The 25910-nt window shown below is 52.5% G+C and carries 22 protein-coding genes; 10 read left to right on the forward strand and 12 right to left on the reverse strand.

Features of this window, described 5'->3' with window-relative positions:
- Positions 1 to 155 precede the first annotated feature (155 nt).
- The 3 genes from C7B82_RS19595 to C7B82_RS19605 all read right to left on the reverse strand — a co-directional run bounded on the left by C7B82_RS19595 (position 156) and on the right by C7B82_RS19605 (position 3890).
- Positions 156 to 2195, reverse strand: coding sequence for a di-heme oxidoredictase family protein (locus C7B82_RS19595; protein WP_106257965.1), 2040 nt, complete (start codon positions 2193 to 2195; stop codon positions 156 to 158).
- 871 nt (positions 2196 to 3066) lie between these two features.
- Positions 3067 to 3522, reverse strand: a complete 456-nt coding sequence (locus tag C7B82_RS19600) for a transposase (RefSeq protein ID WP_245939999.1) — start codon at positions 3520 to 3522, stop codon at positions 3067 to 3069.
- On the reverse strand, positions 3495 to 3890 hold the full coding sequence (locus C7B82_RS19605; RefSeq protein ID WP_106257967.1) for an IS5 family transposase: 396 nt from the start codon (positions 3888 to 3890) through the stop codon (positions 3495 to 3497). Before C7B82_RS19605 ends, C7B82_RS19600 begins: the two co-directional genes overlap by 28 nt.
- An 88-nt stretch (positions 3891 to 3978) precedes the next feature.
- Between C7B82_RS19605 and C7B82_RS34745 the strand changes: the two genes are divergently transcribed.
- On the forward strand, positions 3979 to 4293 hold the full coding sequence (locus C7B82_RS34745; RefSeq protein ID WP_245939995.1) for a DUF4388 domain-containing protein: 315 nt from the start codon (positions 3979 to 3981) through the stop codon (positions 4291 to 4293).
- On the forward strand, positions 4214 to 4834 hold the full coding sequence (locus C7B82_RS19610) for a DUF4388 domain-containing protein (RefSeq protein WP_245939996.1): 621 nt from the start codon (positions 4214 to 4216) through the stop codon (positions 4832 to 4834). Before C7B82_RS34745 ends, C7B82_RS19610 begins: the two co-directional genes overlap by 80 nt.
- A gap of 59 nt (positions 4835 to 4893) precedes the next feature.
- On the opposite strand, the gene C7B82_RS19615 is transcribed toward C7B82_RS19610, so the two are convergent.
- The 4 genes from C7B82_RS19615 to crtW all read right to left on the reverse strand — a co-directional run bounded on the left by C7B82_RS19615 (position 4894) and on the right by crtW (position 9617).
- Positions 4894 to 6969 carry a DNA polymerase III subunit gamma/tau gene (locus C7B82_RS19615; protein ID WP_106257968.1) on the reverse strand — a complete coding sequence of 692 codons (2076 nt, stop codon included), beginning with the start codon at positions 6967 to 6969 and terminating at the stop codon, positions 4894 to 4896.
- Between the two features lie 104 nt (positions 6970 to 7073).
- Positions 7074 to 8015, reverse strand: coding sequence for an ABC transporter ATP-binding protein (locus tag C7B82_RS19620; protein ID WP_106257969.1), 942 nt, complete (start codon positions 8013 to 8015; stop codon positions 7074 to 7076).
- A gap of 5 nt (positions 8016 to 8020) precedes the next feature.
- Complete coding sequence (locus C7B82_RS19625; protein ID WP_106257970.1) at positions 8021 to 8824, reverse strand: ABC transporter permease; 804 nt, start codon at positions 8822 to 8824, stop codon at positions 8021 to 8023.
- Between the two features lie 40 nt (positions 8825 to 8864).
- Entirely contained in the window at positions 8865 to 9617 is a 753-nt protein-coding gene (gene crtW / locus C7B82_RS19630) for a beta-carotene ketolase CrtW (RefSeq protein WP_106257971.1), read from the reverse strand.
- Between the two features lie 340 nt (positions 9618 to 9957).
- Here crtW and rnhA point away from each other — a divergent pair, with 340 nt between their 5' ends.
- Positions 9958 to 10446 (forward strand): ribonuclease HI, encoded by a 489-nt coding sequence (rnhA, locus tag C7B82_RS19635; RefSeq protein ID WP_106257972.1) that lies wholly within the window; start codon positions 9958 to 9960, stop codon positions 10444 to 10446.
- 37 nt (positions 10447 to 10483) lie between these two features.
- Here rnhA and C7B82_RS34365 read toward each other — a convergent pair whose 3' ends face one another.
- The 5 genes from C7B82_RS34365 to C7B82_RS19655 all read right to left on the reverse strand — a co-directional run bounded on the left by C7B82_RS34365 (position 10484) and on the right by C7B82_RS19655 (position 19770).
- Positions 10484 to 10612 carry a hypothetical protein gene (locus C7B82_RS34365; RefSeq protein WP_281259014.1) on the reverse strand — a complete coding sequence of 43 codons (129 nt, stop codon included), beginning with the start codon at positions 10610 to 10612 and terminating at the stop codon, positions 10484 to 10486.
- Positions 10613 to 10674: 62 nt separating this feature from the next.
- Positions 10675 to 12819, reverse strand: a complete 2145-nt coding sequence (glyS, locus tag C7B82_RS19640; RefSeq protein WP_106257973.1) for a glycine--tRNA ligase subunit beta — start codon at positions 12817 to 12819, stop codon at positions 10675 to 10677.
- A 216-nt stretch (positions 12820 to 13035) separates the two neighbouring features.
- Positions 13036 to 15447: a protein phosphatase 2C domain-containing protein gene (locus tag C7B82_RS19645; RefSeq protein WP_106257974.1), complete on the reverse strand. Its 2412-nt coding sequence runs from the start codon at positions 15445 to 15447 to the stop codon at positions 13036 to 13038.
- A 263-nt stretch (positions 15448 to 15710) separates the two neighbouring features.
- Positions 15711 to 15947, reverse strand: a complete 237-nt coding sequence (locus tag C7B82_RS19650) for a DUF6737 family protein (RefSeq protein ID WP_106257975.1) — start codon at positions 15945 to 15947, stop codon at positions 15711 to 15713.
- Between the two features lie 40 nt (positions 15948 to 15987).
- Positions 15988 to 19770 carry a WD40 domain-containing protein gene (locus C7B82_RS19655; RefSeq protein WP_106257976.1) on the reverse strand — a complete coding sequence of 1261 codons (3783 nt, stop codon included), beginning with the start codon at positions 19768 to 19770 and terminating at the stop codon, positions 15988 to 15990.
- Positions 19771 to 20083: 313 nt separating this feature from the next.
- On the opposite strand from C7B82_RS19655, the gene C7B82_RS19660 reads away from it, so the two are divergent.
- The 7 genes from C7B82_RS19660 to C7B82_RS19690 all read left to right on the forward strand — a co-directional run bounded on the left by C7B82_RS19660 (position 20084) and on the right by C7B82_RS19690 (position 25763).
- On the forward strand, positions 20084 to 20569 hold the full coding sequence (locus C7B82_RS19660) for a hypothetical protein (RefSeq protein WP_106257977.1): 486 nt from the start codon (positions 20084 to 20086) through the stop codon (positions 20567 to 20569).
- 5 nt (positions 20570 to 20574) lie between these two features.
- Positions 20575 to 21483 (forward strand): GNAT family N-acetyltransferase, encoded by a 909-nt coding sequence (locus C7B82_RS19665; RefSeq protein ID WP_245939997.1) that lies wholly within the window; start codon positions 20575 to 20577, stop codon positions 21481 to 21483.
- A 389-nt stretch (positions 21484 to 21872) separates the two neighbouring features.
- Positions 21873 to 22949 carry a methyltransferase gene (locus tag C7B82_RS19670; protein WP_106257998.1) on the forward strand — a complete coding sequence of 359 codons (1077 nt, stop codon included), beginning with the start codon at positions 21873 to 21875 and terminating at the stop codon, positions 22947 to 22949.
- 99 nt (positions 22950 to 23048) lie between these two features.
- Positions 23049 to 23339: a photosynthetic electron transport-dependent transcriptional regulator PedR gene (gene pedR / locus C7B82_RS19675; protein WP_106257978.1), complete on the forward strand. Its 291-nt coding sequence runs from the start codon at positions 23049 to 23051 to the stop codon at positions 23337 to 23339.
- Between the two features lie 194 nt (positions 23340 to 23533).
- On the forward strand, positions 23534 to 23854 hold the full coding sequence (locus tag C7B82_RS19680) for a hypothetical protein (RefSeq protein WP_106257979.1): 321 nt from the start codon (positions 23534 to 23536) through the stop codon (positions 23852 to 23854).
- Positions 23845 to 25134, forward strand: coding sequence for a histidine--tRNA ligase (gene hisS / locus C7B82_RS19685; protein ID WP_106257980.1), 1290 nt, complete (start codon positions 23845 to 23847; stop codon positions 25132 to 25134). Before C7B82_RS19680 ends, hisS begins: the two co-directional genes overlap by 10 nt.
- A gap of 149 nt (positions 25135 to 25283) precedes the next feature.
- Positions 25284 to 25763 (forward strand): photosystem I reaction center protein subunit XI, encoded by a 480-nt coding sequence (locus C7B82_RS19690; RefSeq protein ID WP_106257981.1) that lies wholly within the window; start codon positions 25284 to 25286, stop codon positions 25761 to 25763.
- Positions 25764 to 25910: the final 147 nt, after the last annotated feature.

Below are 25910 nucleotides of genomic sequence, written 5' to 3' on the forward strand. Positions count from 1 at the left end.
CTTGTGCCTTACTTTTTGCAAGAACATAAGAATATTCTAGAAGCTTGGGTAAATTCTTTGCCAGAAATCTCCTAAGTACTGAGTGGTCGTCTTTGCACAGCATTACCGCAAAGGGTATCTTTATCCCCACGCAGTACGGGAGCAACCACTGAGCCTTAAAAGTCGCTGGGATGATCATCTAAAGCCAGCAGGAAGTTCACCAGATCCGTTTGGTCTTTCATGCTGTAGCCTGCTTTGCGATCAACGTAGAAGCGATGCCCCGTACCATCGAGGTTACTGAACACCAACCTGGGGTCTGCTTTGTTTGCTGCAACCACCTGTCGTCGTAAGTCGCGATCGACCAGAGCCCGCAGACTATTGGCGGCATCCGCTGGAATCGACTGGCTCAGGGTGCCTGTTAAGCCTAGTCCGCTCGGATCTGTGACACTCAGCTGGTCTTGGCTGACTGCGATCGCTCCTGCACGCACGGCTACTCCACTGTCATGCAGATAGGGAGGGGAGAGGTAGACACCCCGCAGTGACGTTGTTTTGTACCCACCATTGGGCAACAAGCCATTGGGCAGACTCGTGGGACTGCTGGCAATGCCCTCTGTGGGCACATCCAGCACTGTTGCGCCTGCTGGCACAGGCACGGGCGTATTCAGGCTATACATCTGCGGTGCCACCAACAACCCCTTCAGCCCTAGACGTGACTGTGCTCGCGCTGGATTGGTTTTGATTTCCTGAAGCGGGTGAATTTGATTGTCAGTAAAGAAAGGCGGTATGTGGCAAGTCGCACAATTCGCCTGCTTAAAGACCTTCGCACCCCGCTCTACCGAACCACTTTCCAGGGCAAGTTGATTAGCTGTCGAACGGTTGGGAGGTGGTACCAGACTGTTTTGAAACGCTGCCATCGCGTTAGCGGCAAACATAAAAGTGCCGCTGGCGCTATCGTTGGGTTTGTTGGCATCTGGACTAAAGAATAGACCGTTATAGCTGAGCAGCGAAGGACGGACGTTGGGCGGCTCTCCGGCACCAGGAAGGGGAAACTGGTCTTCTAGTTCGGCTTGTTTCGGATTAGGCGCGATTTGCCGCAACCACTCGGAAGGTTTGACAGGTGCTCCATCCGGTAGGCGTAGTTGAGGCACGGCAGCGTTTTGCAGAATGGTTCCCAGGTAGACTTCTGGATCAATACCAAGCGCCTGTTCTGCCAATTGGTAAGCCGCCACCACATTGATTTCTGAGGAGTGCACCCCATTACTAATCGCGCTAGCACCGGCAAACGGACCCACTGCAAACTCTCCACCCGCTGTATAAGGTCCCGACTTGAAGGTAAACACATTCGGAATGCCCGTAGTGTTGTCAATGCGATCGGGCGAACTCTCAAAATTCCCATAGGGCACTGCTAACACCGCATCATCAAAAGCCTGCTCAAACACGTCTGGATCAGGCAACTGCACCGTCTGACCGTGACTATCCATAATTGTCTTACCAGTACCCTTCACCTTGAATTTTGGATCGAGTGGATCAAAATTCAAGCGGGCAAAACCAGCCGCTGTATTAGGAGCCAGGGCAATCAGAATTTGAGCGCCCAGATCGTTATTGGGTGCTCCTTTGAGGATTGCACCTTGAGGTGATACGACCACATGGCAAATAGCACAAGTCAGATTCCCCGTTGGTGATAGGCCAAGGGGGAAGGGCGCGTTGCCGGGAACATCCAAGCCCGTTGGAATCAAGGTTCCAGCCGGAAAGGTACGACTGCCCAGTGTTAGATCGTTTTGCAGCGTTAGCACTAAGTTGCTAGTGGGTTGCCCCTGTAACGCCTGAATGCCAGCCTGAATTTCGGGGAGCAGGCGCTGCAGTCCCTGTCCAAACCCCAAGACCCCTTGCAACCCAAAGGTATCGCCAATCTTGCGGTTAAAGAAAATTTGCTCGCCCTGATCAATCAATGGTTGCGTGATCTCAACAGCTCCAAGGCTTTGATAAGAAGCTGAAGCGTTAGGATCTAAGCCTCGTTTCTGTGCCAAACGAGCCGCTTTTTCAGGCGAGAGCAATTTACCAAAGTAATCATAAAAGCCAAGCGGTTGAGGCGGTGCAGGCGCTAACAGTTGGGAAATTGCTAATACTTTGGCTTGCACCAAAGTGCTGGAAAGAAGAATACCAGTACAACAGAAAAAGATGGTTAAAAGAAAGAATAAAAGTCTGCGATGGCGCATGTCTACTCCTAAATCATTGCTTAAAATTTAGAGGAAAGGCTCTCAGTGATGCTTCTCTAAAAGCTTCTTCATTTAGCCGCTCTCGCTCTTCTAAGGGATGAGAAAAGTTTTAGGCCTTTAGGTTTTGAGAGCAAAGTCATTTACTTTCGCTGGCTAAGCTTCCCCAGTGAAAGCAATGTTTCAAAATAAAGCTTTGGCACTTGTTAGTTGGCAAGTCGTTCACTGTAGTGAATCATTCGGCAACGATAAAGCGTAGAGTACCGCACTAATGGTTCGTCTTAAACTAAGATTTTCTAAATTTTATACGTTAGGGAAATTTTAGCTGGACAAGCAAGCTTAAGAAATTTCAAATTGTTAAGCAGCAGAGGCCTCAAGCTAAATATTTCGTTATGTCTCCGCTACGACGATCGCTGAAGAGCCTGCAGAGTAGGCAGCAGCTCAGAGGCACTCTGAAGGTTGCGCCATCAGGCTTGATTTTGACAGCAGAAAACTTTGGTTGTTTGTGAAGGATCAAAGGCCTCTGTCCCATTTTGGGGTATGGATGCAGTCGAGTAGGACATCGCTGCCCTACCCTCTGCTTCAAAACCGTGCTTGCCGGTTTCCTGGCACACGGCTCATCAACCATCGGGTGCTTGTCTTGCATACCACTAGCTGATGGCAAACTGCCTTAGCTCGACTTTGTCCATTTTGAAGGGGAGCTATTCTTGGCGGTGCCTAGATCGCAGACAGGGTCGCAAACTTTTTCGGATTTCCGGTGGTGGAACCGATATCAAGAAAAGTCTATCGACAAACTGACATGCTACAGCCATTGGTGCTTCAGGGTTTCAGTAAATGGATAAAGTCGAGCTTAGAGAGTGTTTGTAACCGAGTATTAAGCTGTTTTCGCTTTCCAGCGGGTGTGATTCTGGGTCAAGCGTCTGAGCATGAAGCGAATCATCACCACATAAACCATACCCGCATGATTCTCAGGCAGGCGTTCATAATCTCGCGTTAAGCTCCTCGCATTGTCGAGCCAAGCCCAAGTCCGTTCCACGATCCAGCGCAAGGGTTCGACTTCAAACGTCTTTGCACTGACTCGTTCCGAAATCTCCATCACGACCCCATACACCGTCGCAAGGTCTGTGACTAAATCGCCCCGGTAACTCTTGTCCGCGAGAATTTTGCTGACCCGACCATACTGCTCTAACACCCAAAAGAGTACCCAGGGGGCGACCTTCACATCCGCACAATTAGCCGCACTGACATGGCATTTCAGCACTAACCCCAAAACATCGACAGCGATATGACGCTTGCGACCTTTCACTTTTTTGTTGCCATCAACGCCGATTTCGTCCCCCCTTTTTGACCCAGTTTCACGGACTGGCTGTCGATGATGGTCAAACTCGGCTCCGCTTCTCGTCCCACGGACTGGCGCACGACCTGCACCAATGCCAGATTGAGCGCTTCCCACACTCCCACCTGCACCCAGGTACGAAAGTAGGTATAGACCGTTTGCCACGCGGGAAAATCAGAGGGTAAATTGCGCCACTTCACGCCATGATCGGCACGGTAGTAAATGGCATTTAACACTTCTCGCAGGTTCACTTCTCGTGCGCGTCCGACTGGTTTCTTTGGCGGCAAGAGGGGTTCGAGCTTGACCCATTCGGCATCCGTCAGGTCACTGGTATATTGCTTGCGTTCCAGCATGGCTTCCATTTGATTCTGGGTGATAGGATTCCTCCTGCAAAATCTGCATTCACCCGGTCATGTCTTGCAATATTTATTTACAAACACACTCTAAGTTATGGCTATTTCAGGATATCTCTCCGAATTCTCCCTGCCAGAAATCTTTCAACTGCTTGAGCAGGGTAATAAAACAGGGCGGTTAAGCGTTCAAGAACGCTCCCAGCAATCATCCTGTAACGGATTGACGTTGCACATCTGGTTTAAACAGGGGCATATTATTGCGGCGGCTGACCGGCTTGATGGTCAGGGGTTGGTGTCTATCATTCAGCGGCGAGGTTGGATTAGTAGTCGGGTTGCGGCTCGCATTGCTGAAGTGTGCGATCGATCAACCCGCAGGTTTATGCCTGAAAGCACAAGGTTTACTGGAGGCTGAACAACTAAAACTGCTGTTTAGCCAGCAGGTATTGCAACAGGTTTGTAAACTGTTTGAATTGGCAGATGGGCAATTTGAATTTGATCATACAGCGCTGTTGCCCAATGCCGAAATGACAGGGTTAACGGCTCCTGCCAAAGAAGTGACCCTGGCAGGCTTACGGGCGTTGCGAGATTGGACGATGCTGCAAAACAAGCTACCAGAAACAGCGTCAGGATTAGTCAGTGCAAACGCTGTCAAACCTCAACTACGTTTGAACCAAGTGGAGCAGCAGGTTTGGGAATTTGCCAATGGCAGTGTTCCCATTCAAGACATTGCTAAGCAATTGCAAGTACCGAGCCAAAAAATTCAACAGGTTGCCTTTCGCTTAATGGTTGTAGGTTTTGTAGAAGAAGTACCGTTGCTGATAGAGACCCCCACCCAAAAGCTAGAGCTTGAGCTGTCAATACCGGCAGTGGAAGACAGAGCTGGTATAGCCCAAGCCTCGTTCAGCCCATCGTTTCTACAAAGCCTTGTGGGATTCCTTAAAGGCAAGGTCTAGTAGCTTCACAAACACAATTCAAAACTATTATTAATGTTACGGTTTCACTCTCACATTCGTTAAAACGGCACGTCATCATCATCTGAATCTGGTTCATAATCTGTTTCGGGTAACGCTTCTGCCACTTTCTCTTTCAGGCTAGCGGCGTCGATTTCTGCCAGCTTGGGGGCTTCCGCCACAGTATCACTGTCGCTCATATCGACAACCCTGCCGCCAAAAAAGTCAGCCAGTTGTTTCGCTGCACGGGTTACATCGTCTTCTTGTTGCCACTGATCGGATGTCGTGTAAGCCGCTGCTGCCTCTGTGGCATGGTTAGAGGTTGGCTGTTTAGGCGTTGAGGGGGCTTGTGAGTTCGTGCCAGGTTGAGCGTCGGTGGGAGACATTGGCGCGATCGGCTGCTCAGTCGTTGAGGTTGGGTCGGCATCAGGGACAGCGGGTTGGGCCGGGCGATCGCGATCGACAGGCTCATTTTCAGAGGAGGGCAGGCGATCGGTTGTCTCTGGTGGTTGGACTGTTTGTGCTGCGGTTGGTGTAGACTCTGCCACCTGAAGGGCAACTTTAACTTTTGTCTTAAACGCTTTAGCAGCCGCTTTCTCAAGCTGCGGTATCATGCCCGTGATCATCTTCACCATGCTTTGAGCCTTCACACCCACCAGAATTTCATAGTCATTCTGGCCGAGTAAATGGCAGTTCACACTCAGCATGGCGCGAGTGCCCTTCAGGTCAATATGACTCAAGATTTCCTGCCAGGTTTGGCTGAGATCACCGCTTGTACTACTGGCTAGCTGGGTTGTCACATTAAACGGTGTTGCGGCTGGCTCTACAGAACGAGCGATCGGAGAGGGTTGTGCGATCGTCGCTGCCTCTGCTGGCTCCACTGGAATGGCTGGAGCGATCGCCTCCGCTGGCGAAGCCTTGACTGGCTGCACAGGAGGACTCGCCGTCACAGCAGCCATTCTCACGGGAGTGACCGCTGACCGCTGACTGCTGACTGCTCCTGGCTGGCTGACCGCCGACTGCTGACCGCTGACCGCTGCTAGCTGCACCGCTGACGGCAACAAGCCCATCAACGTCACTTCCAGCCAAAGCCTCGGTTGGGTCGTACTTTTGATCTGATCTTCACTTCGGCGGAGTTGCTGCTGCCCTGCCAGAATGCTTTGTAGATCCAGGGTTTGGGCAAAGTCACACAGCGTCGCCCAGGTTGGCGGTGTCAGCGCTACCAGATCGTTACGGGCAGGAGCCGTTTTGGCAATAAGCAAATCGCGGTAGAAGCTGGCGAGATTTTGCAGCACAATTAGCGGTTCGCGACCTCGATCCATCAGTCGTCGGACGCTATCAAGCAACACTTCGGGGCTATCTTGCGCGATCGCCTCCAGCAGCGCCATCAAATCGTGCTCTGGTACTGATCCCACCAGATCCCACACTTTATCAACTGTGACTTCGCCTGCCAGCAAACTGAGCTGATCCAGCAGGCTTTCGGCGTCGCGCATGCCACCTTGAGAAATTTGGGCAATCAAGATGATGGCATCATCGGTAATCGCGATCGCTTCTTTCGTGGCGATCGATCGGAGATGCTTGGCGCTTGACTCTAGCGGAATGCGCCGAAAGTCAAACCGCTGACAGCGCGAAATAATCGTTGGTAGCACCCGTTGTGGATCGGTCGTTGCCAGCACAAACACCACGCGATCGGGCGGTTCTTCCAGCGTTTTCAGCAGCGCATTAAATGCGGCAGTACTGAGCATGTGACATTCATCGATTACATACACTTTGTAGCGACATTGCACGGGCGAGAACTGCGATCGCTCAATCAGTTCACGAATATTGTCCACACCTGTATTGCTGGCAGCGTCGATTTCAATGACATCTAACGCCGAACCTTTGGCGATCGACTGACACACTTCGCAGACGCCACAGGGTTGAGCGGTTGGCACGTCGGACTGCAAGCAATTCAGTGACTTTGCCAAAATGCGCGCACTCGATGTTTTGCCCGTCCCCCTTGCACCTGTAAACAGATAAGCCGGAGCGATCCGCTGCTGCTGAAGCGCGTTCGTGAGTGTGGTGGCGATCGCTTCTTGCCCGACCAGGTCACCAAAACTCTGCGGACGATATTTGTGATGGAGCGGTTGATAGGTCATCGAGCTACAGCAAATCCTTACTCTTTAGCGTAAGCGACAGTTGATGGAACGTATGAACTATTTTGATCGGAAACCCGGTTTCTCCAGGAAACCGGGTTTCTAGATTAGCTAAGGGCTTCAAGCGGCAGTAGGGTTTCCTGCGATCGCCCATCCGTCTCTGGTCGCAGCACCTCATCATAAATATGCTCAAGGCGCACCGGTTGGCGAGCGATCGAGTCTAAAGGAATGCCATCAAACCGATCGATGATTTCCTTCATCTCCAGCGGTTCCGGTAGCCAAAAGGCAAGGTCATCACCATAGCGACGATAGGCAAAACCCAGCGTCCGGGCACGGGCGATCGCTCGTTCTTCTGCATCGGTGCGCACCACGACAATTTCTTGCGCCACAATGCGTTGACGCAACTGCGACAAACTGCCTTCTGCCAAAAGACAGCCTTGTTTTAAGATGCCAAGCCGATCACACAGTCGCTCGGCTTCATCCAGCAAATGTGTGGTTAGCAAAATTGTCATGCCCTGACTCTGCAACTGCCGAATCAAGCGCCAGATTTCAATACGTGCTTCAATGTCTAACCCTGTCGTGGGTTCATCCAAAATCAGTAGTTTGGGATCATGCACCAGCGCGATCGCCATACTCAGGCGACGTTTCATGCCACCACTCAGCGTTTCGGCAGGGCTCTTAGCTCGCGACAGTAGACCAACTGCTTCTAAGCACGCAGGCACCTGTACTTGACGTTGCCGTCGCGATCGCCCATACAGCCGCGCAAAGAAATGGAGATTTTCCTCACAGGTCAGGCTGGCATACTGCAAGTTCTCTTGAGGCACTAAGCCAATAAACGGTTTCGTGGCTTCTGAAAGCGGCTGATCATAGATCGTGACCGTACCGCTATCCGCCTGCAGCAGATGACAAAGAATCCGAATGGTGGTGGTCTTTCCCGCTCCGTTCGGCCCCAACAACCCGTAAATTTCGCCTGGAGCAAGGCTTAGGTGTAAGTCTTGTAAAACGACCCGTGAACCATAGGACTTACAAAGATTTTGAATTTGCAGCATGAACGCTACAGTCTCCTTTCACTGCTGAGCATTTGACGATAGGCTAGCCAGCCCGCGCCGACCATCAAACCGGTAAAACCAACCAAAAACCACAGATGGGGCGCTACTGCATCCCTGCTGAAAGTCGGCGCTGAAGCGACTGTCAGTGCCTCGATCATGTGATAAATCGGGTTGTAGCGGGCGACTTGCCGCAGCGCTTCGGGGAAAAACTCGATCGGAATAAAGGCACCGCCGAGTAAGAGCACTGGCACGCCCAATGCCGCAATCAAGGCGTTTACATCTTCGGTGCGACGGGCTAACTTTGCACCAATGCAAAACCCGGCACCGACATACGCCATCATGCTCAAACTAATAATCAGCAAACTGAGAGGCAGTGAGCCTTTGAATTCGGAGCCCGTGAAAGCCGCGATCGCGTAAACCAGCAACGTCTGCCCCAAGCCAATCGCCCCGTACGCGAGAAAAATGCCTAGGAAATAAGCAATTCCCTGCAGTGGCGAAATCATCAACTGTTTGAGCGTTCGCTGTTCACGCTCGGCCACAATCGTCGCGATACTGCCACCCAGACAGCTAAAAAATAAGGCAGTGCCAACCAGACAAGGAGGCACCGATTGGGCGAAAGCTGCGGCTGTAGAAAGCTGCGATCGCTCGGTGAGAATCAGGCTATTAACAATCAAAATCGAGGCTGGAAACACGACCCAACAGATGAGACTTACTTTGCGTCGCCACATTTCCAGCAAAATGCGCTGGGCGATCGCCGTCATGCCCAACCAATCGCGCCAGAGTCGTTGTTGTCTCGCTTGTCCGTACATAAGTGATCGAAGGTGAATAAGCAGCGTAACACTGAAGAGGCTAGGTGCGGTTTGTGATTGTGGGCAGTTGCCACCACGGCACATCAGGATACTCGTGATGCTCCGCGTGATAGCCAAAATGGTAGCAGGTCACGAACGACCAAACGTAGGGGCGGTAAGTGCTATTGGCACGAAAGATGTTTTGATAACCATTCGCAGGCTCGCGATGTACCAAAAACGTGCCGAAATAGAAAAGTTGCCACGAACTTAAGAGCGATGGTACAGCCCAAAACAAAACTAAATTCGGTTCCGCGACTTGCAGTACTTGATGCATCAAATGATACGTCGCCGTAATCCCAAGGCACTGCCGCCAGCCCCAATAGCGGGTCATAAACCGCACGTACCAGAGCAGCCTATGCGCCTTTTTGTCATGATGAAAGTCAGGATCGCGATCGCTCGCAGGATTCTGATGGTGTTGCCAGTGTGCAGTACGTAATTTGTGATAAGGCAAGTAGCCGTACAAAAGCAGCGCCAGTCGCCCAATGATGTGGTTGAGTTGAAGGCATTGTGGTGCTACACAATCATGCATGGCGTCATGAGCGGTAATAAACAGCCCCGTATAAAGGAAGGTCTGCCAGAGCACTGCAGGTATGATCCAGACGACAGGCTGTGTATGCCAATCGACTCTGAGCAACAGCACCAAACTGATTGCCCACACAGCCATAATGAGGCTGGCAATGACCAACCCATAGGGCTTGTCTGTGGTTGTTACTGATGGCGTCGATCGTGCAAACTGGCGTTGATCACCAGCCATTACCGTCAAGCTTGACTCCGCGTCAAAGCGTCTTGTTTCATTCAACACGAAGATGCGTCCATACTAGATTGCTCCTAGAGATAACAACGACAGGCAAAATTTATGGGTCAGGCAATCACTCAAGCAGGTCGATCGTAGGAGCACGATCGACCAGACAAACCTGCTTTTGCTTGACTATCGTTGACGTAACGGTAAACAGCGAAGTGCCTGACCCCTAACGACGGAGCTTTAAGCTTCACTCTGAGATACATAATAAGGGCAAGCAAACTAAAAATTGAAACAATTCTTTTCGCGATCGTCCATATGCTAACCTGAATAGTCCTTTTGTAATGGCGTGACGATGGCTGACTGCTCAAAAATCCAGGCGATTTATACCGATGGCGCGTGTTCTGGCAACCCCGGTCCAGGCGGCTGGGGCACCGTAGTTTATTTTGTGGATGGTTCGGTTCACGAAATGGGTGGAGTCAAGACACACACCACCAATAATCAAATGGAAATGCAAGCGGCGATCGCGGCACTTCAGTTTCTTAAAGACGTTAGCTATACAGACCCGATCGAACTCTACACCGATAGCGAATACGTCAAAAACGGCATCACGCAATGGATTCACGGCTGGAAGAAAAAAGGTTGGAAAACCTCGACGGGTAAACCCGTCCTTAACCCTGAACTTTGGCAGCAGTTAGACGCGCTCAATTCACCAAAAGTCCAGTGGCGCTACGTGCGTGGGCATACTGGCAATGTTGGCAACGAACGCTGTGACGTAATCGCCCGTGCTTTCTCACTCGGCAAGGTGCCACCACTCAAGCAGTTACCACTCCCGTTAGTCTAAATGGTCGCTTTACAGCGATCGCCCCTGCATGATTGGCTCAAGCGCGATCACGTTTGGCGGCGGCGACTTCACAATCTTGTTTGGCAGTGCTAGCTTGAGGGGTGATGCATGCGGTCGCTAAAGCTAACACCTGCGCTTGATGCGGCGTGACAATCAGGAGCAGCATGGCACTATGAGGTGAGTGCCCCTCTTGTCAAAATTTGAATTTGGCATTGCTGGATGCACCCGTCAGCTTTTGACGATCGCCCCAAAGTCTGCCAGCACTCGTGCATGGTTTCGCAACACACCTAGCAGGTTCAACCGATTTTGCTTAATCGCTGGATCTGCGTCCATCACCAAGACGCTCTCAGCACCATCAAAGAAGCGGCTCAGTGTGGGTGTCATTTGGCTCAGCGTGACAACTAATTTTTGGTAATCCTGCTGTCCTTGCATTAAATGGTGCAACTCACTAAGGGCATCATAAAACGCCTGTTCAGAGTCTTTTTGAAACAAGCTAGTCTGGACAACTGCTGAAGGGTCTAGCTGGCGAGTCTCTAGATTGCCCTGTGCAGCCAGCCGCGAGGCCCGGTTGACAATTTCGTAGATGGTTGCCAGGGTGCCATCGTCACGACGAGCTTGTAGGAAGAGCGCCCGATCGCGAACATCCAGCAGGTCTTTTAATGCCCGTTCCGCATATTCTGGATCGTTTTCGCCTAACACCGCATTCACCAGGTCATAGTCAACCTGCTGATCATCCTGAAGCAGCGTGCGAATGCGTTGCAGCATAAAGTCTTGCAGTTGTTGCCGCAGGGTTGACAGGTTGAGTTTGGTGACAGAGGCAAAGGCTTCGATAAAGGTAGTGGTGCTTTGCTGGAGTAACTCATCCACATTCAAGGGCAAATTCGCCGCCCAGATGATATGGACGATCGCAGTGGCGGCACGGCGCAACGCGAAGGGATCGGAAGAACCGGTTGGCAACAGACCTAAGCCAAAAATGCTGACCAACGTATCGAAACGGTCTGCCAAGCCAACGACTTGTCCTGCGAGTGATTGGGGCAAACGGTCTCCAGCTCCTTTGGGCAAATAGTGCTCGAAAATGGCGGTGGCGACAGCCTCCGTCTCGCCACTGGTCAGCGCATACTTTTGACCCATCACGCCCTGTAGCTCTGGAAATTCGCCGACCATTTGGGTGACTAGATCCGCTTTACAAAGTAAGGCAGCGCGGTCAATATCTTCGTGGTGTTTTATATGAAGCTGTGCGGCAATGAGCGCAGTATTGCTACAAATGCGATCGACCTTTGCGCGAACGGAGCCCAAACTTTCTTGAAAGGTGACGGTTTCTAGCTTGGGCAGGTAGCTTTCGAGGGGGGCAGTGCGATCGGCATCGAAAAAGAATTTGCCATCCGACAACCGGGCACGGATCACACGTTCATTGCCAGACGCAATAATGTCAGCCTTGGCCGGATCACCATTTGCAACAGTGATGAAGTACGGCAAAAGTTCGATCGAATCAGCCTGTTTGAGCACGGGAAAGTACCGCTGGTGGCTCTCCATCTCGGTTGTGATGACCTCAGACGGTAGCTCTAGAAACGCTGGTTCAAACTTGCCCACGACCACCGTCGGCCACTCCACCAGGTTAGTCACTTCACGCAGTAACCCAGACGAGATCACGGCCACTCCATTGACTTTAGCTCCGGCCGCGTGCACTTGCTGCTGAATGGTTTCCTGGCGCTGCTCTGGGTCTACAGCAACAAAAGCAGACTCCAGAACACTGACATACGCTTTGGCATGAGCCAGCTCGATCGGTTGAGGATGCAGGACACGGTGCCCCTGGGAGTAGCGATCGCTGGTGCAGGTTTCAGACCCACTGACAAGGGTGATCGGCAATACGGTTTCATCTAACAGTGCCACTAGCCAGCGGATCGGGCGCGAAAAGCGCCGATCGCCATCGCCCCAGACCATAAACCGCTTGCCCTGAAGTGTGGTGATCCACTCAGGCACCAGTTTTTGCAACAGATCAGCGGTTGGCTGTCCAGCAATCGTTTTGCGGACAAACACAAATTCTCCTTTTTCAGTGGGGCGGATTTCCAGGTCAGAGAGTGCGACCTTCTGCTTTTGGGCAAAGCCTTCTGCCGCTTTCGTCGGCTGACCGTCTTTAAAGGCCGCTTGCGCTGATGGCCCTTTAATGTCTTCTTCCTGATCGGGCTGCTGTACAGGCAACCCTTTGATTAAGACGGCTAGTCGTCGCGGAGTCCCATAAAACTCGATCGCCGTTGGCTGCAGATGGTGCTCCTGTAGCGTTTGGGGTATCCGCGATCGCCATTGAGTAAGGGCCTCATCCACGAACCCTGCAGGCAATTCCTCAGTTCCAACTTCGAGCAAAAACGTTGCCATAACTCCCAAACCTAACGCCAGACAGCTTTCAATTCCATCAGTTTACCGTGCTGGAAGACTGTGGGGGGTGATTCACAGTTTAGAGTTCGCCCATGCTGGTCTTGCCATATGCCTGCTTCCCAACGTCTAGGGTCTGCATTGGGAAACAGCATCCAGACGTCAACATGCCTGTCCCCCCTGCTTCCCGACTCCTCTCTACCTTTGCTGCTACAGATCTCATTGCGGCGACTTAGGTGGCTTGCTTGTCGGTACAGGGTTCTTCGTTGGCGCTGAAGACTCTGGAGTCGGCGATGAAGAGGCACACGCTCCTAGCTGTGATACTTTCAAACCCAGGTTTTGAGTGACGAATGGAGCGATCGCGTCCTGTTCAATCCAACCCGTTTCTCCAGCTGGCAAGACCGCTTTTGGCACAGGTGACGGGGGTTTATTAGCAGGCGATGGGAGCGTCAGCGGGGGTATAGAGCAGACTTTGAGCCTTAACCAATAGCCGCGATCGGAAATTGCCTGGCGGCTTGATAGCTGTAACACGCTCCCAGTCGGAATCGTACCCAGACGAGTGCGTGCCGCTTTGGGGAGATTGGGCCGGTTGGGCTGACTCCATAGGACGAGCGGCTTTTCGGTTGCTGGCGTCGGTTCCACTGTGGCCTGACCAACCTGTAAAAATGACCCCACAGTTAACGCTTCTGTAGAAGGCAGGGGCAGGGGGCTGGGCTCGGTGGGGGTAGGCTCTGGTGGTACAATTACAACACTTGCTTCAGGTAAGAGGCGCGGCTGTAAACCGAGTAGCGACGCTGCCCATAAACGAACGTCAGGTGACAAAGCGCCACCTAGCCCCAGCACAACCAGTAATGCCAATAAAATTGCTAAGGGTCTAATCGATGGTTTGTGGGTCGGTAGAATTTGAGTCTTAGTCTGAGTCTGAATCTGAGTCTTAGCTGCGGGAACGTAAGCTTGTGTCGCAACGGTTGCCTGTGCAGCCCCAATGCTAGGAACGTCCAGGGGCACGCTCAACGGTATTGCCTCCGATCGCGACTGTGGCAAAACCTGACAATGCAAAAGTCCGATCGTGACATTGTCATGCCCATTTTTGCTGTTCGCGATCGCCAGTAAGCGCTGACTTGCCGTAGCGACATCTACCTTGCCTTCTAAAATTGGTAAGAGTTCGCTCTGCCAGTATTCATCGACGCGATCGTGGTCACTTAGTCCATCCGAGCAGAGCAAGAATACACAGTCTTCATCCAGTACAAAACGCTGCACAGTCGGATGCAACAAGGTTGAGGCACCCATACCCAACGCCTGTACTAAAGAGCCAGAACCCGGTTGCTGGAGTGCCTCGCGGTACAAGACGTAACCCAGTCGCACCTCACGCGCTGCCAGGTCATCGTCCAGCGTCACCTGATGACAGCCAGTGCGGGTGATTCGGTAAATGCGGCTGTCGCCCACATGAGTGAGATAGAGCTCATGGACGTAAGCAAGCGCCATGACGAGCGTTGTACCCATCCGCTGTCGTTCTTGCCGCTGCTCGCTGTCATTGCGCTGACTGATGACATCATTGGCTGTCAGTGTTGCCTGTTCTAGCTGCAGCATTAAGGCCGTTGGTTCAATGGCGCTCCCTGGTTGCGGCAGGGATTGTAATTGCTGCTGCAGCGTCGCGATCGCTAAATTTGATGCCACGCTACCGCCTTCGTGACCGCCAATGCCATCACAAACAATGACCAACGGTGGGTTTTGCCCAGGATCGACACGCTGCAAGACCGTTCCTCCTGGTGGATAACAGGCGTCTTCATTCCGTTGACGGCTCGGTCCCTGGTCAGTCAGGGTCGCCACTTGGATTTGACGAAACTGCGATCGGCCACTTTCAGCCAACGCTCGATCGAGCAGCGCGACGAGTTGTTCAGCATTCCTGATCTGCCCCTGCTGCATGAGCTGACAAAGCTCACCCAAAAAAATAGCAATGGCTGGCTGTGCTGTGGGTTGCCACTGCTTCCAAAGCTGTCCCAACGACGCTAGCGTGACGGATGCCCTACCGTCAGACTGCAGCGACAACAACCGCACCAGACCGCCCTCTACCCGCAGTAGTTCTGGCTGAAGGAGTGTTGAAGCAACCCCCTCGCTGGCAAGCGGCTCCCAAAGGTGCGCTAGCTGCCACAGCCAGTTAAGCTGACGGAAGGTCGGACTCTCCGCCCAAACAGCCGTTAGTGCTGGCATCAGTTGTCCTTCAAGGGACGCCAACGAATCGCTCACGACACCCTCTGTGTACAGTGGCGCTTGCTCTAGGAGTAAAAGGGCCCCCCCACGTTTGGGCAGTGACTCTACCACCCCATACACCTGGGGCACATGCAGTTGATAAGGCACTAAGCGCAGATACGGCTCAAGGTCTGGTGAAAGCTCCGCAGGCGAGTGCGGCAGTCGTCCCGGTTGCGTGTCTAGCACAATGCTGGTCTGTTTGACGCTATAGCGCCCAGCCAATAGCTCACCCGATCGATAGGCCTCGATACCTTTACCCACTGCCCATAAGTAACGCTTTGGCAAATGGGTACGACATTGCTGACAGAAACGATGGCTCTCTGGGTTAGGAGCCTGACAAAGATGATTGGGGCAGTAGATTGTTACCGTATCGCTTTGCATGAAAAATCCTTGCCAGGTCTATTGCGCTCATTCAGCCACACGTCCAAAGCACCTGACACAGATCCAACTGCAAAACATGACTGGCCTTTTTGATCTCCGCATCAGCTAGATCCCATGCTGAATGACTCAGGCGTTATCTAGTTTTCGGCGTTGTTGCTAAATGTTTCCTTATGTTAAACCCAGGAAGCAGATTCGGCGTGGCCAACTGATCGAGAAATCGGTTTGCGGTTTGCGGGCCTCGCCCTGTGCCTGGCTCAAAATCGCTACTCACTTTCGGGCGGGACTGTCTCTGGTAGAAGACCACTCTGTATTATCAAACGGGGATACACCAAGATAAAAAAGCCCATCCAGGTCAGCACTGGAATCGCTACAATGACCGTCAACCAAACCATCCGCAGCAGTCCCCAACTCCCACCAATTAGCGCCATACCCGTCAACAGAATTGACCAGGGTTGGCACCACCACGGTTTATGTGTCCAGATATTATCAGGCTTACTCATGGTCAGGGTTTACTCATGATCAGGCTTACTCACTGTCACTTTACAGCACCATCGCACCAAGGCTTTTTAGAGTCGCGATCGCACCCTCTGTCAATCCGGTCACTCCAGTGATATTCATCCCTTCGTAGAGTCGATCAGGGCGAAACATCTTCAGGCAACGTCCCGTTTGCACATCCCAGAGACGAATGGTTTCATCCAGGCTGCCGCTAGCGAGGATTTGCTGTTGCGATGCCAATTTTGCTAATGGCTGAACAGGCAGAAAAACAACTGACGTTACACCACTGGTATGCCCTTCCAGCACACGTAAACATTGACCCGTTGTGACATCCCAGAGGCGAATGATGCGATCGCTGCGCCCGCTTGCCAGGATGCTGCCATCGGGACTGAAGGCGATCGACCCGTGAATGCCGCTATGTCCTAGCATCTGGCGTAAACACTCCCCCGACTGGGCATCCCAGACTTTAACAACCTGGTCATTGCCAATACTTGCGAACCAATGCCCCTGGGGATGGAAGGCAACGCACCAGGCATGGCCGCCATGATCGGCTTCTATGGTTCGGAAACAGTCGCCGGTCTCCAGATCCCACCATCGCAGGCGATCGTCGTTCCCCGCACTGACAAAGTAGTGTTCCTGGGGATGAAAGGCAAGCCCCAGCAAATAGGCAGCGGCAGCGAGCGTCATGCTCCTGATACACTCACCCGTTTGGCTATCCCAAACATGGATGGTCGCATCAAAACTGCTGCCGCTCACCAGGTCACCTTGTGGGCTAAAGCCCAGCGCTTGAATCCAGGAATTATTCCGCAGCAGCGTCTGCAGACATTGCCCACTCTCCACATCCCAGACCTTGATTTCGCCATTGAGGCTACTACTAGCAAGCCGCTTGCCCTCTGGATGAAAGGCAACTTTCCAGATACCCCCCGTATGCCCTGTGAGCGTTTTAATACAGTACCCAGACTCGTCCCACAGCCGGATGCGGTTGCCCAGCCCGCCACTGGCAAGCAGGTGTCTGTGAGGATGGCACGCGATCGAGCGAATGCCCATATCGCTCCCCTGAATCGTTTTAAGGCAGTGGTTCGCAATCGTGAGCTGGCTGGTGGGAGAGAGGATGACAGAAGCATCGGTTCCTGGCTCGTCTCGTGCGATGCGGTTGATCTGCCAAAACCGGACGGTTTGATCGAAGCTGGCACTGATCAGGATTTGCTCGGCGGCCGCAATCTTGCCCTGAACCGGAGTGGCAGTAAAGGCCACCGCCCAGACGTGATCAAGGTGTGCCTGCAACACAGTGAGGCACTGCCCTGTAGCAACCTCCCAGAGGCGAATGGTGCGATCGTTGCTACTGCTGGCAAGCCATTGACCATCGGGACTGAAGCTGACGCTTGTGACTTCAGCCGTATGCCCCAGCAGCGTTTGCAGGCAGATTCCTGTTGCCAGATCCCAGATTTTGATGGACTGGTCAAAGCTGGCGCTAGCGAAGCGATCGCCCTGGGGATGCACACTCACCGTCCAGACCATCCCCGTGTGCCCCGTCAGCGTTCTGAGACAAACGCCTTGCTCAAGATCCCAAAGCCTGAGGGTATGATCTTGACTGCCGCTGATGAGGAGTGGGTGACCAGTTCCCTCAGCTGTATCGGTTGAGTGCGGCACAAAGGCAAGGGTCGTGGCTTGTCCGGTGTGCCCAATGAGCGTTTTAAGCCGTTGCCCGGTTTGCCAATGCCATAGATGAATCGCGCGATCGGCATCGCCCACGCTATTCGCCAAGATGAGTCCGTCGGGGCTAAAGGCCTGCGCCCAGACGGGGCCTTTGCCTTGCCAGGTCTGAAGACAATTGCCAGTCGTCATGTCCCAGAATTTGATGGTGTGGTCGTGGCTTCCCGTGACCAGAGTGCGCCCGTCTTGGGTGAAGTTCAGACCAAAGACATGAGCGGTATGGGCTGGAAGGGTGAGCAAGGGCTGTTGGGTTGAGACTTGCCACATCTGCACCGTGCCGTTCTCATTGCCGAGCGCCACTCGATCGCCCGTCGGGCTGACCGCTAACGCCGTGGGGAGGTTCAACGGTTCGGCAAACTGGCAGTCAACGAGATGAGCATGAGACAGGTTCACCTGATGTAAGGGACCATCTTGCAAACACGCCTGCCGAACAGTGAGATGAGAAACGTCAGACCCTGTCAGGTCAAGCTTGAGGTGCTGCGACAGATTGAGCCAGTTCCCAGCACCATAACCCGCTTGACTCACGGTCGCGTCGTGAAGTTGCTGAAGAAGATGTTGCAGTTGGGCGCTCAGAGCGGTCTGGCTGCCAAAACGCGCCAGCAGTCGATCGCCCAATGGTTTGAGAATCACCCGAATCTGGCTTTCCCGCACATAGTCTTTGGCCGTCGCTTTGATGAGGGCATGGGACAGAAAAAGCTCGGGCGATCGCTGTCGTATTTCCTCACACACGTGATCAATAAACGCATCGGTGACGTATTCCATCACAACGGGCTGTTGCGTAAAACGGGCATTATTTTGCTCAATCAAGCTCCGTCGTGCCAGAGATTCTAACGTTTCCAGCAAGCGCGATCGGGGTACGGACGGCACCAGATCGGACTGCAAAGCGGCGATCGTCACCCACTCGCGATTGATTGCCAGCCAGAGCATCACCTGCTTCTCCAAAAGCGTGAGGCGCTGATATTGCTGATCGAGCAACCGACGGATGCCATTAAAGACTGTGGTTTCTTCTTGCAAAAAGGCATCGACATCGCCCCCAAAGAGCTCTCGAATCGAGGTGGCGACAATCTTGAGCGCCAGCGGGTTGCCGCTATAAACCCCCAGCAATCTCTGTCTGCCGACATTGGAGGACGAAAGCCCGATCGCGTCGAACAAATGATCGGTTGCGGTCGTTGGTAAGCCAGGTAGAGCAAACGATCGCACGGGTAGGGTTTCTCCTTCCAAATTGGCGATCGTTTCGGGCTTCTCGCGACTGGTCAGCACCACGCAACTTTGATGGGGGATTTCGCCAACCTGACGCAGCAACTCACCATAGGCTTCGTAGCCCTGCCGATAAGCTCCGGTAAACTGTCCACCCTGCAAAATTGTTTCACCATTGTCCAAGATCAACAGACAGCGATGCTGCCGCAAATAGTTCAGCAGGCGAGAGATCAGTGCGGGCAGTCGCAAAGACGGGACGCTCTCTCGCTGATAGGAGAGCACCTGGATCACGTCGGTTAAAAGCAGTTCCAGCGGTGGGGCGTTGCGAAGGGTGCGCCAGACGATGAATTCAAACGGTTGAGCGGTGAGTTTGGAGTTTTGAGTGAGCTCTTGAGCAAGCTTGACCGAAAGGGCTGTTTTGCCGATTCCGCCCATGCCCAGCATGGCAATCAGGCGACAGCGATCGTGCTGAATCCATTGCTCTAGCGTGGCTAATTCGGCGGTACGTCCATAGAACAGCGAAACATCGATCGCCTCGCCCCAATCAAGGATGGGTGCGGTCGGTGACGTGGTTGTTAACGTGGTCGCTAATGTGGTCGATGCGGTACTCAAAGAGTCTGTGGCAGCGGCAGGCAGTCTCTCATCACCGCCCTCTGGCTGCTGGTAGTCGGCTCGTTGCAGGCTCAAATCAAACGCCGCGAATACCTGATCCAGGGTCTGTTTATCGACCCCGACTTGAGCGTCCAAAACGCGGGTCATGGTGCTCAGTGCTAGCTGCGTCCGCTCGCTGAGTTCTTCTAAGGTGAAGCGATCGCCCCCATTCATTGCCTTTTCAAGCTGCCGCCGTGCGGTCTCGAACTTGCGTTGTCCTGCTAATGATAAAACGACCCCCCGTCTGCGACTCTTTTTAGCGGTCATAGCGGTTCAAAATTCTGCCAGCGATAAAGGTACGGCTTAGAGGCAGCGATGCTGTTTTGGAGAATGCTCCACATCTTACTGCAGTTAACTCAGTTAAGTTCGACTTAAGCCACTAACGAGTTCAACGACAAAGCTCCAAAACGCTCACCTAGAAAGGGCTGGCTCGCTGCGCCATTCATTACAAGCTAAGTCAGAGATTAACTCTCCCTATCTCCTCTGGCTTGTAGGGGTGTCTCCGCAGATAGTAGGAACAGGGTTGAGCACCCGCTCCAGCCCTCTACGACCAGTCCCCCTATCACAAAGGAGCCCCTCTATGTTTCATCACATCTCTGTTGCCGTCAAAGATCCTCAGCACGTTGCCACCGTCCTAGCTGAAATTCTCTGTGGACGTGCCGTGCCATTTCCACCCAATCCAGGTAGCTATATGGCGCTGGCTGGCGATGAGTTTGGCACCTTGATCGAGTTTTATCCGATCGGCAGTGAACTGATTCCTGACAGCTATCAAGGGCAGGCTGGCTTTCAGATCAATCAGAACCGAGCTCGCTATACGTTTGTTCATGCGGCGCTTTCCGTCCCCGCCAGCCTGGAGGAAATTGAACGGATTGGCGATCGAGAAGGGTGGCGAGTGTTTTTAGCCAATCGAGATGGGTTATTTGATGTGATTGAGTTTTGGGTTGAAAACTGGTTGATGCTGGAGCTGCTCACCCCTATAATGACCCCCAAATATCTCCAGGCTCTGAACCCAGAAACCTTACCAGCGCTCATTGACCAATTCACTCTGGTAGAGTCTCGGAGATAAATGCTATGCGAGATGTGAACATGGTCGCTGATTTAACCCTAAAACTACGGTCTGGCCTGCCTGCCGATGCTTATGCTTGTGGTGAAATTTGCTACGAGGCCTTCACAACCATTTCCGAGTATCACCGCTTCCCGACGGATCTGCCCTCTGCTGACATCGCCCACAAGATGATGGTGATGCTGTTTTCGCGGCCAGATGTCTTCTCAGTGGTGGCTGAAGTGGCGGGGCAGATTGTAGGCAGTAATTTTCTGTGGGAAGAGTCGGCCATTGCGGGAGTTGGACCACTCTCAGTTGCCCCAAGCATTCAAAACGTTACCGTGGGTAGACGCTTGATGGAAGCCGTTTTAGAGCGAGCTAAACAGCAGCAGTTTACGAGCGTGCGTTTGGTGCAAGCGGCCTTTCACAATCGCTCTCTGGCGCTTTATACCAAGCTTGGGTTTGATGTACAGGAGCCCCTTGCCAACCTGCAAGGGACACCCCTGGGCATTAAGCTTCCAGGTTATCCAGTCCGTCCTGCAACCTTTGATGATTTGGAGGCATGTAATCGCCTCTGTCAGAAGATACATGGGTTCGATCGCGGTCGAGAACTGCATCATGCAATTCAACAGGGCAAGGCGACCGTTGTAGAGCATGACGATGCCACTGGGGGACGGTTGCACCAACGCATCACCGGCTATGCCACGGTTATCGGGTTCTTTGGTCATGCTGTATGCGAAAGCAATGAAGACCTCAAGGCGCTGATTGGTGCCGCCCAAGCCTTTGAAGGATCTGGGTTTTTAGTGCCTACCCGCAACAGTCAACTCTTCCGCTGGTGCTTGCAGCAAGGTCTGCGTGTTGTCCAACCCATGACGTTGATGAGTGCTGGTCTTTATCACCAACCGACAGGCGTCTTTCTACCTTCCATTCTATTTTGAATTGGCGCATACCCCACTCGGCACCGCATTACAGACAACAAAACAACCCACAAACAGATCATCGCACTGACTGGCTTCAACCAGCCCTAGCCTGAACGATCGTCATTTGTTGAGGCTAGGGCAATCAGCTTCACTCAAATTTTCCATTCACCCTAAGGATCGCAGATTTTTTAAGGTTCAATTTCCTGGGTAGGGACATGGCATGCCATGTCTCTACAGAACTCAAATTCACAGGCTATTTAATTCACGATCCTAAGTGTTACGGCTCAGACGCTTACGCCGAGTTAAAGGCACTCCGCAGCCACAGCGGATGCTGTCTTCATCACAGGAATGTAGCTGATACCTGCTTCAATATAAATCTTTCCTTTCTAGAAATGGAGAACGTTGCGATGAAAACTGAAGAAACAATGCTAGATGTTGCCTCAAGCGCTGACTCATTGGGTAAGCGTGCCCCTGATCCCTCACGCATTCTCGACGTTGGCTTTGGCTTTTGGAGTTCTAAAGTATTGCTGACAGCCGTTGAGCTAAAAGTTTTTACGACACTGAGCGATCGCGCCATGACAGGTGAGGCATTAGGAGCGGCGATCGGTCTCCATCCACGCGGCATCTATGATTTTTTGGATGCCCTGGTTGCTCTTAAGTTCTTAGACAGAGAAGGGACTGGCGCGAACGGACAGTATCGCAACACGATCGCCACCACCACCTTTTTGGATGAGCAGCAACCGGGCTACATTGGCGGCATCCTCGAAATGACAAACGATCGCCTCTTCAAATTCTGGAGCGACCTGGGACCTGCGCTCAAGACAGGGGAACCCCAGAATGAAGTGAAGCATAGCAAAACGTCAATGTTTGAGGCGCTCTATGCCGATAGCGCTCGGCTAGAACAGTTTATTGGCGCGATGACCGGGATCTCGCGTGGCAACTTTCAAGCCTTTGCCGCCAAATTTGATTTTGCTCCCTACGAAACCCTGTGTGATGTGGGTGGTGCGTCAGGCTTACTCTCTCAACTGGTAGCGAAACAACACCCGTACATGCATTGCCTCACGTTTGATCTGCCACCAGTAGCCCCGATCGCTAAAAAAGCGATCGAGAAAGAGGGTTTATCCGATCGCATTCAGGTCGTCTCTGGAGACTTTTTTGCTGATTCTCTACCCAAAGCCGATGTGATCACGATGGGGATGATTCTCCATGACTGGAATCTCGAGAAAAAGAAACACCTGATCCTTCAGGCGTATGAAGCGCTGCCCGAAAATGGTGCTCTTGTGGCGATCGAAAACCTGATTGACGACGATCGCCGCAAAAATGCCTTTGGGTTACTCATGTCACTCAACATGCTCATTGAGTTTGGCGACGCGTTTGATTTCACGGGTGCTGATTTTTGGAGTTGGTGCCAGGAAGCAGGCTTTAGACGCTACGAGGTGTTGCATCTGGCCGGGCCCTGTAGCGCCGCGATCGCCTACAAGTAAGGAACGGTTGTCCTGCATGCGCAGTAATCGTCATGAGTATTTTTGCTAACTTACCCTAGAATGAGGGTTGATAAGTAGATATACACAGACGAGGAATCTATGGCTGCTGGTGAATCTCAAGTGCAGGGTCCTCTTTCAGACCGAGAACTTCAGGTCATCGAACTGGTAGCGTCTGGCTTGACCAATCAGGAAATTGCCGAAAAGCTGGAAATTAGTAAGCGTACGGTCGATAACCACGTCAGCAATATTTTGACGAAAACTGAGACCGATAATCGGGTGGCCTTGGTGCGATGGGCACTGCAGTGGGGCAAGGTGTGCCTGGATGAGGTCAATTGCTGTGCCTTGCCAAATGTGAGCCTGCCTAAACTGGGCAATGAGGCAGCGTCCTAACGAGATTTCTAGCAAAAAAACGTAGGGGCAAGTTTGACCATAAGCTTCGCGGCTGGATGACAAGGCTTTGGTCAAACCTGCCCCTACTCAACGGTAAATGCTTGCTTAGAAACCCCCTAAGGCAGGCTACCGAGGAAGGCACCTGAACTTGAACCACTCAGCTGACCTGCCTGGATGAAGCCTTGGGTTATGCCATGCTTTTATGGAGTGATGTTTGTCATTTAGCACTTGGAGCTTACAAATTGGACGATCGCATTCGCTGTCCCGGTTTACCATTAGCGGTTTATCGTGAGATCGCGGCTCATCTTGGTCAGGTTGATGGAGTTGCAGTAGAGCTGATCCCTCAACAGTCTGAGCAGTTTGACCATCGTCTCAGTCAGATTGACAGCTTGTGGATCAAAAGCACACCGGATGCAAACGCCGCCTGCTCTGAGCAGGTGCAACGCATTTTGGCTTACTATAGCGATCGCTACGGTGCCTGGGAAGCAGTCAATTCAGATAACACATGGGTTTAATTCAAGCGCAACGCGGAACGCGGGACATCCTGCCGAGTGAAATTGCTTACTGGCAGCAGGTTGAAGCAACCGCTCGGTCAATTTTGTCTCGAGCAGCCTTTGAGGAAATTCGCACCCCTATTTTTGAGCAGACCGATCTGTTTGAGCGGGGCATTGGTGAAGCTACCGATGTGGTGGGTAAAGAGATGTATACCTTTCAGGACAAGGGTGAGCGATCGCTCACCCTCCGTCCTGAAGGCACCGCTGGTGTTGTACGCGCTTTCATTGAGCATGGGCTGCACGCGCAAGGAGGAGTGCAACGGCTCTGGTATATGGGGCCAATGTTCCGCTATGAGCGCCCTGGGACAGGTCGGCAGCGACAGTTTCATCAGTTGGGTGTAGAGTTGCTCGGGAGTGGTAATATTCGCGCTGATGCCGAGGTGATTGCGATCGCCGTTGATTTTCTGCAAGCCGTCGGGCTGACAGATTTGCAGCTAGAACTAAATTCTCTGGGCACGCGGGAGGATCGATCGCAGTACCGCAGCCTTCTAGTCGATTACCTTACTCCTTACAAAGCAGACCTCGATCCCGATTCTCAAGATCGTCTGAGGCGTAATCCTTTACGCATTCTCGACAGCAAAGACGCCAAAACACAAACGATCTTGCAAGAAGCACCCCGCCTGGGGCAAAGTCTGAGCGCGGCCTCTCAAGAGCGGTTTGCCAACGTGCAGCAGCTTTTAACCGATTTAGGGATTGTCTACGCACTGAATCCAAAGCTTGTCAGAGGGTTGGATTACTACAGCCACACTGCGTTTGAGTTTCAATCAGCCCAGTTTGGCACTGTGGGCGGTGGTGGACGCTATGACGGCCTTGTGACTGAATTGGGCGGACCAGAAACCCTTGCGATCGGCTGGGCGATCGGGCTGGAACGCCTCATCGGGCTTTTACAGCAGCTCAAACCGACTCAAGCCACCACAACCGATTTCTACATCGTTTCCAAAGGTGAAGACGCTGAGCTACAGGCGTTAAAACTGGCGCAAACCCTCCGAAAAACTGGCTTCAAAGCGGAGCTAGACCTCAGCGGCAGTGCATTTGGCAAACAATTTAAGCGTGCCGATCGCAGTGGTGCTATTGCCTGCTTCATTCTGGGCGATGCTGAAGCTGCGAATCAGACCGTTCAGGTGAAGTGGCTGGCTACAGGTGAGCAGCAGTCGCTCAGTCAAGCTGATCTGCCAACGTTAGCCAGTACCTTGCACCAGCAAATTGCCTCCATCCGAGAAAAAGGAAACGGAGCGGTATGACGGCAAAAGCAGCCTTTAGCCGTTGACATGACAACTTTTCTTATTAACTTTTCTAACGGTTCAGATAGCTTCTCTAACGAACCATCCCAACCTGGACGTAGAATTATCCTATTCTCAGAAACCTTTAAATCGATAGGACGCATTCAGTTATGTCTGACCCTAGAAATGCAGAGCTTATTCAACCCTGGAAAGGCGATCCCTTTACAGGTAATCTGTCTACGCCGATTAGCGATTCTGCCTTTACCAAAGCCTTTATCGGTAATCTGCCTGCTTATCGCAAAGGGCTTGCTCCCATCGTGCGCGGTCTCGAAATTGGCCTTGCTCACGGTTACTTCCTCATCGGTCCCTGGGTCAAACTTGGTCCACTGCGCGACTCCGACACTGCTGCATTGGGTGGATTGATTTCAGGTATCGCACTGATCTTGATTGCGACGGCTGCACTCTCTGTTTATGGCCTCGTAACGTTTGAGGGCGAGAGTACGTCCACCGATTCTCTCCAAACAGCTGATGGTTGGAGTCAATTGACAGGCGGCTTCTTTGTCGGCGCTACAGGCGGCGCCTTCGTTGCGTTCTTCCTGCTTAAAGAGTTCTCTACGGTCGATTCTATCTTCCGTGGCTTAGTCAACTAGAACCCTTTTCTGCATAGTAGAGAGCCTGGATCGAAGTGATCCAGGCTCTTTTTTATTTTCTAGCTGTAAAGCCTTGGGTCGCTAATCCCGATTCAAGCGGTCTTGAATCAAAACGTGTTGACAGCGATTAAACAGTTTAGACCCAAC

Source organism: Stenomitos frigidus ULC18, from assembly GCF_003003795.1.
GTDB lineage: Bacteria > Cyanobacteriota > Cyanobacteriia > Leptolyngbyales > Leptolyngbyaceae > Stenomitos > Stenomitos frigidus_A.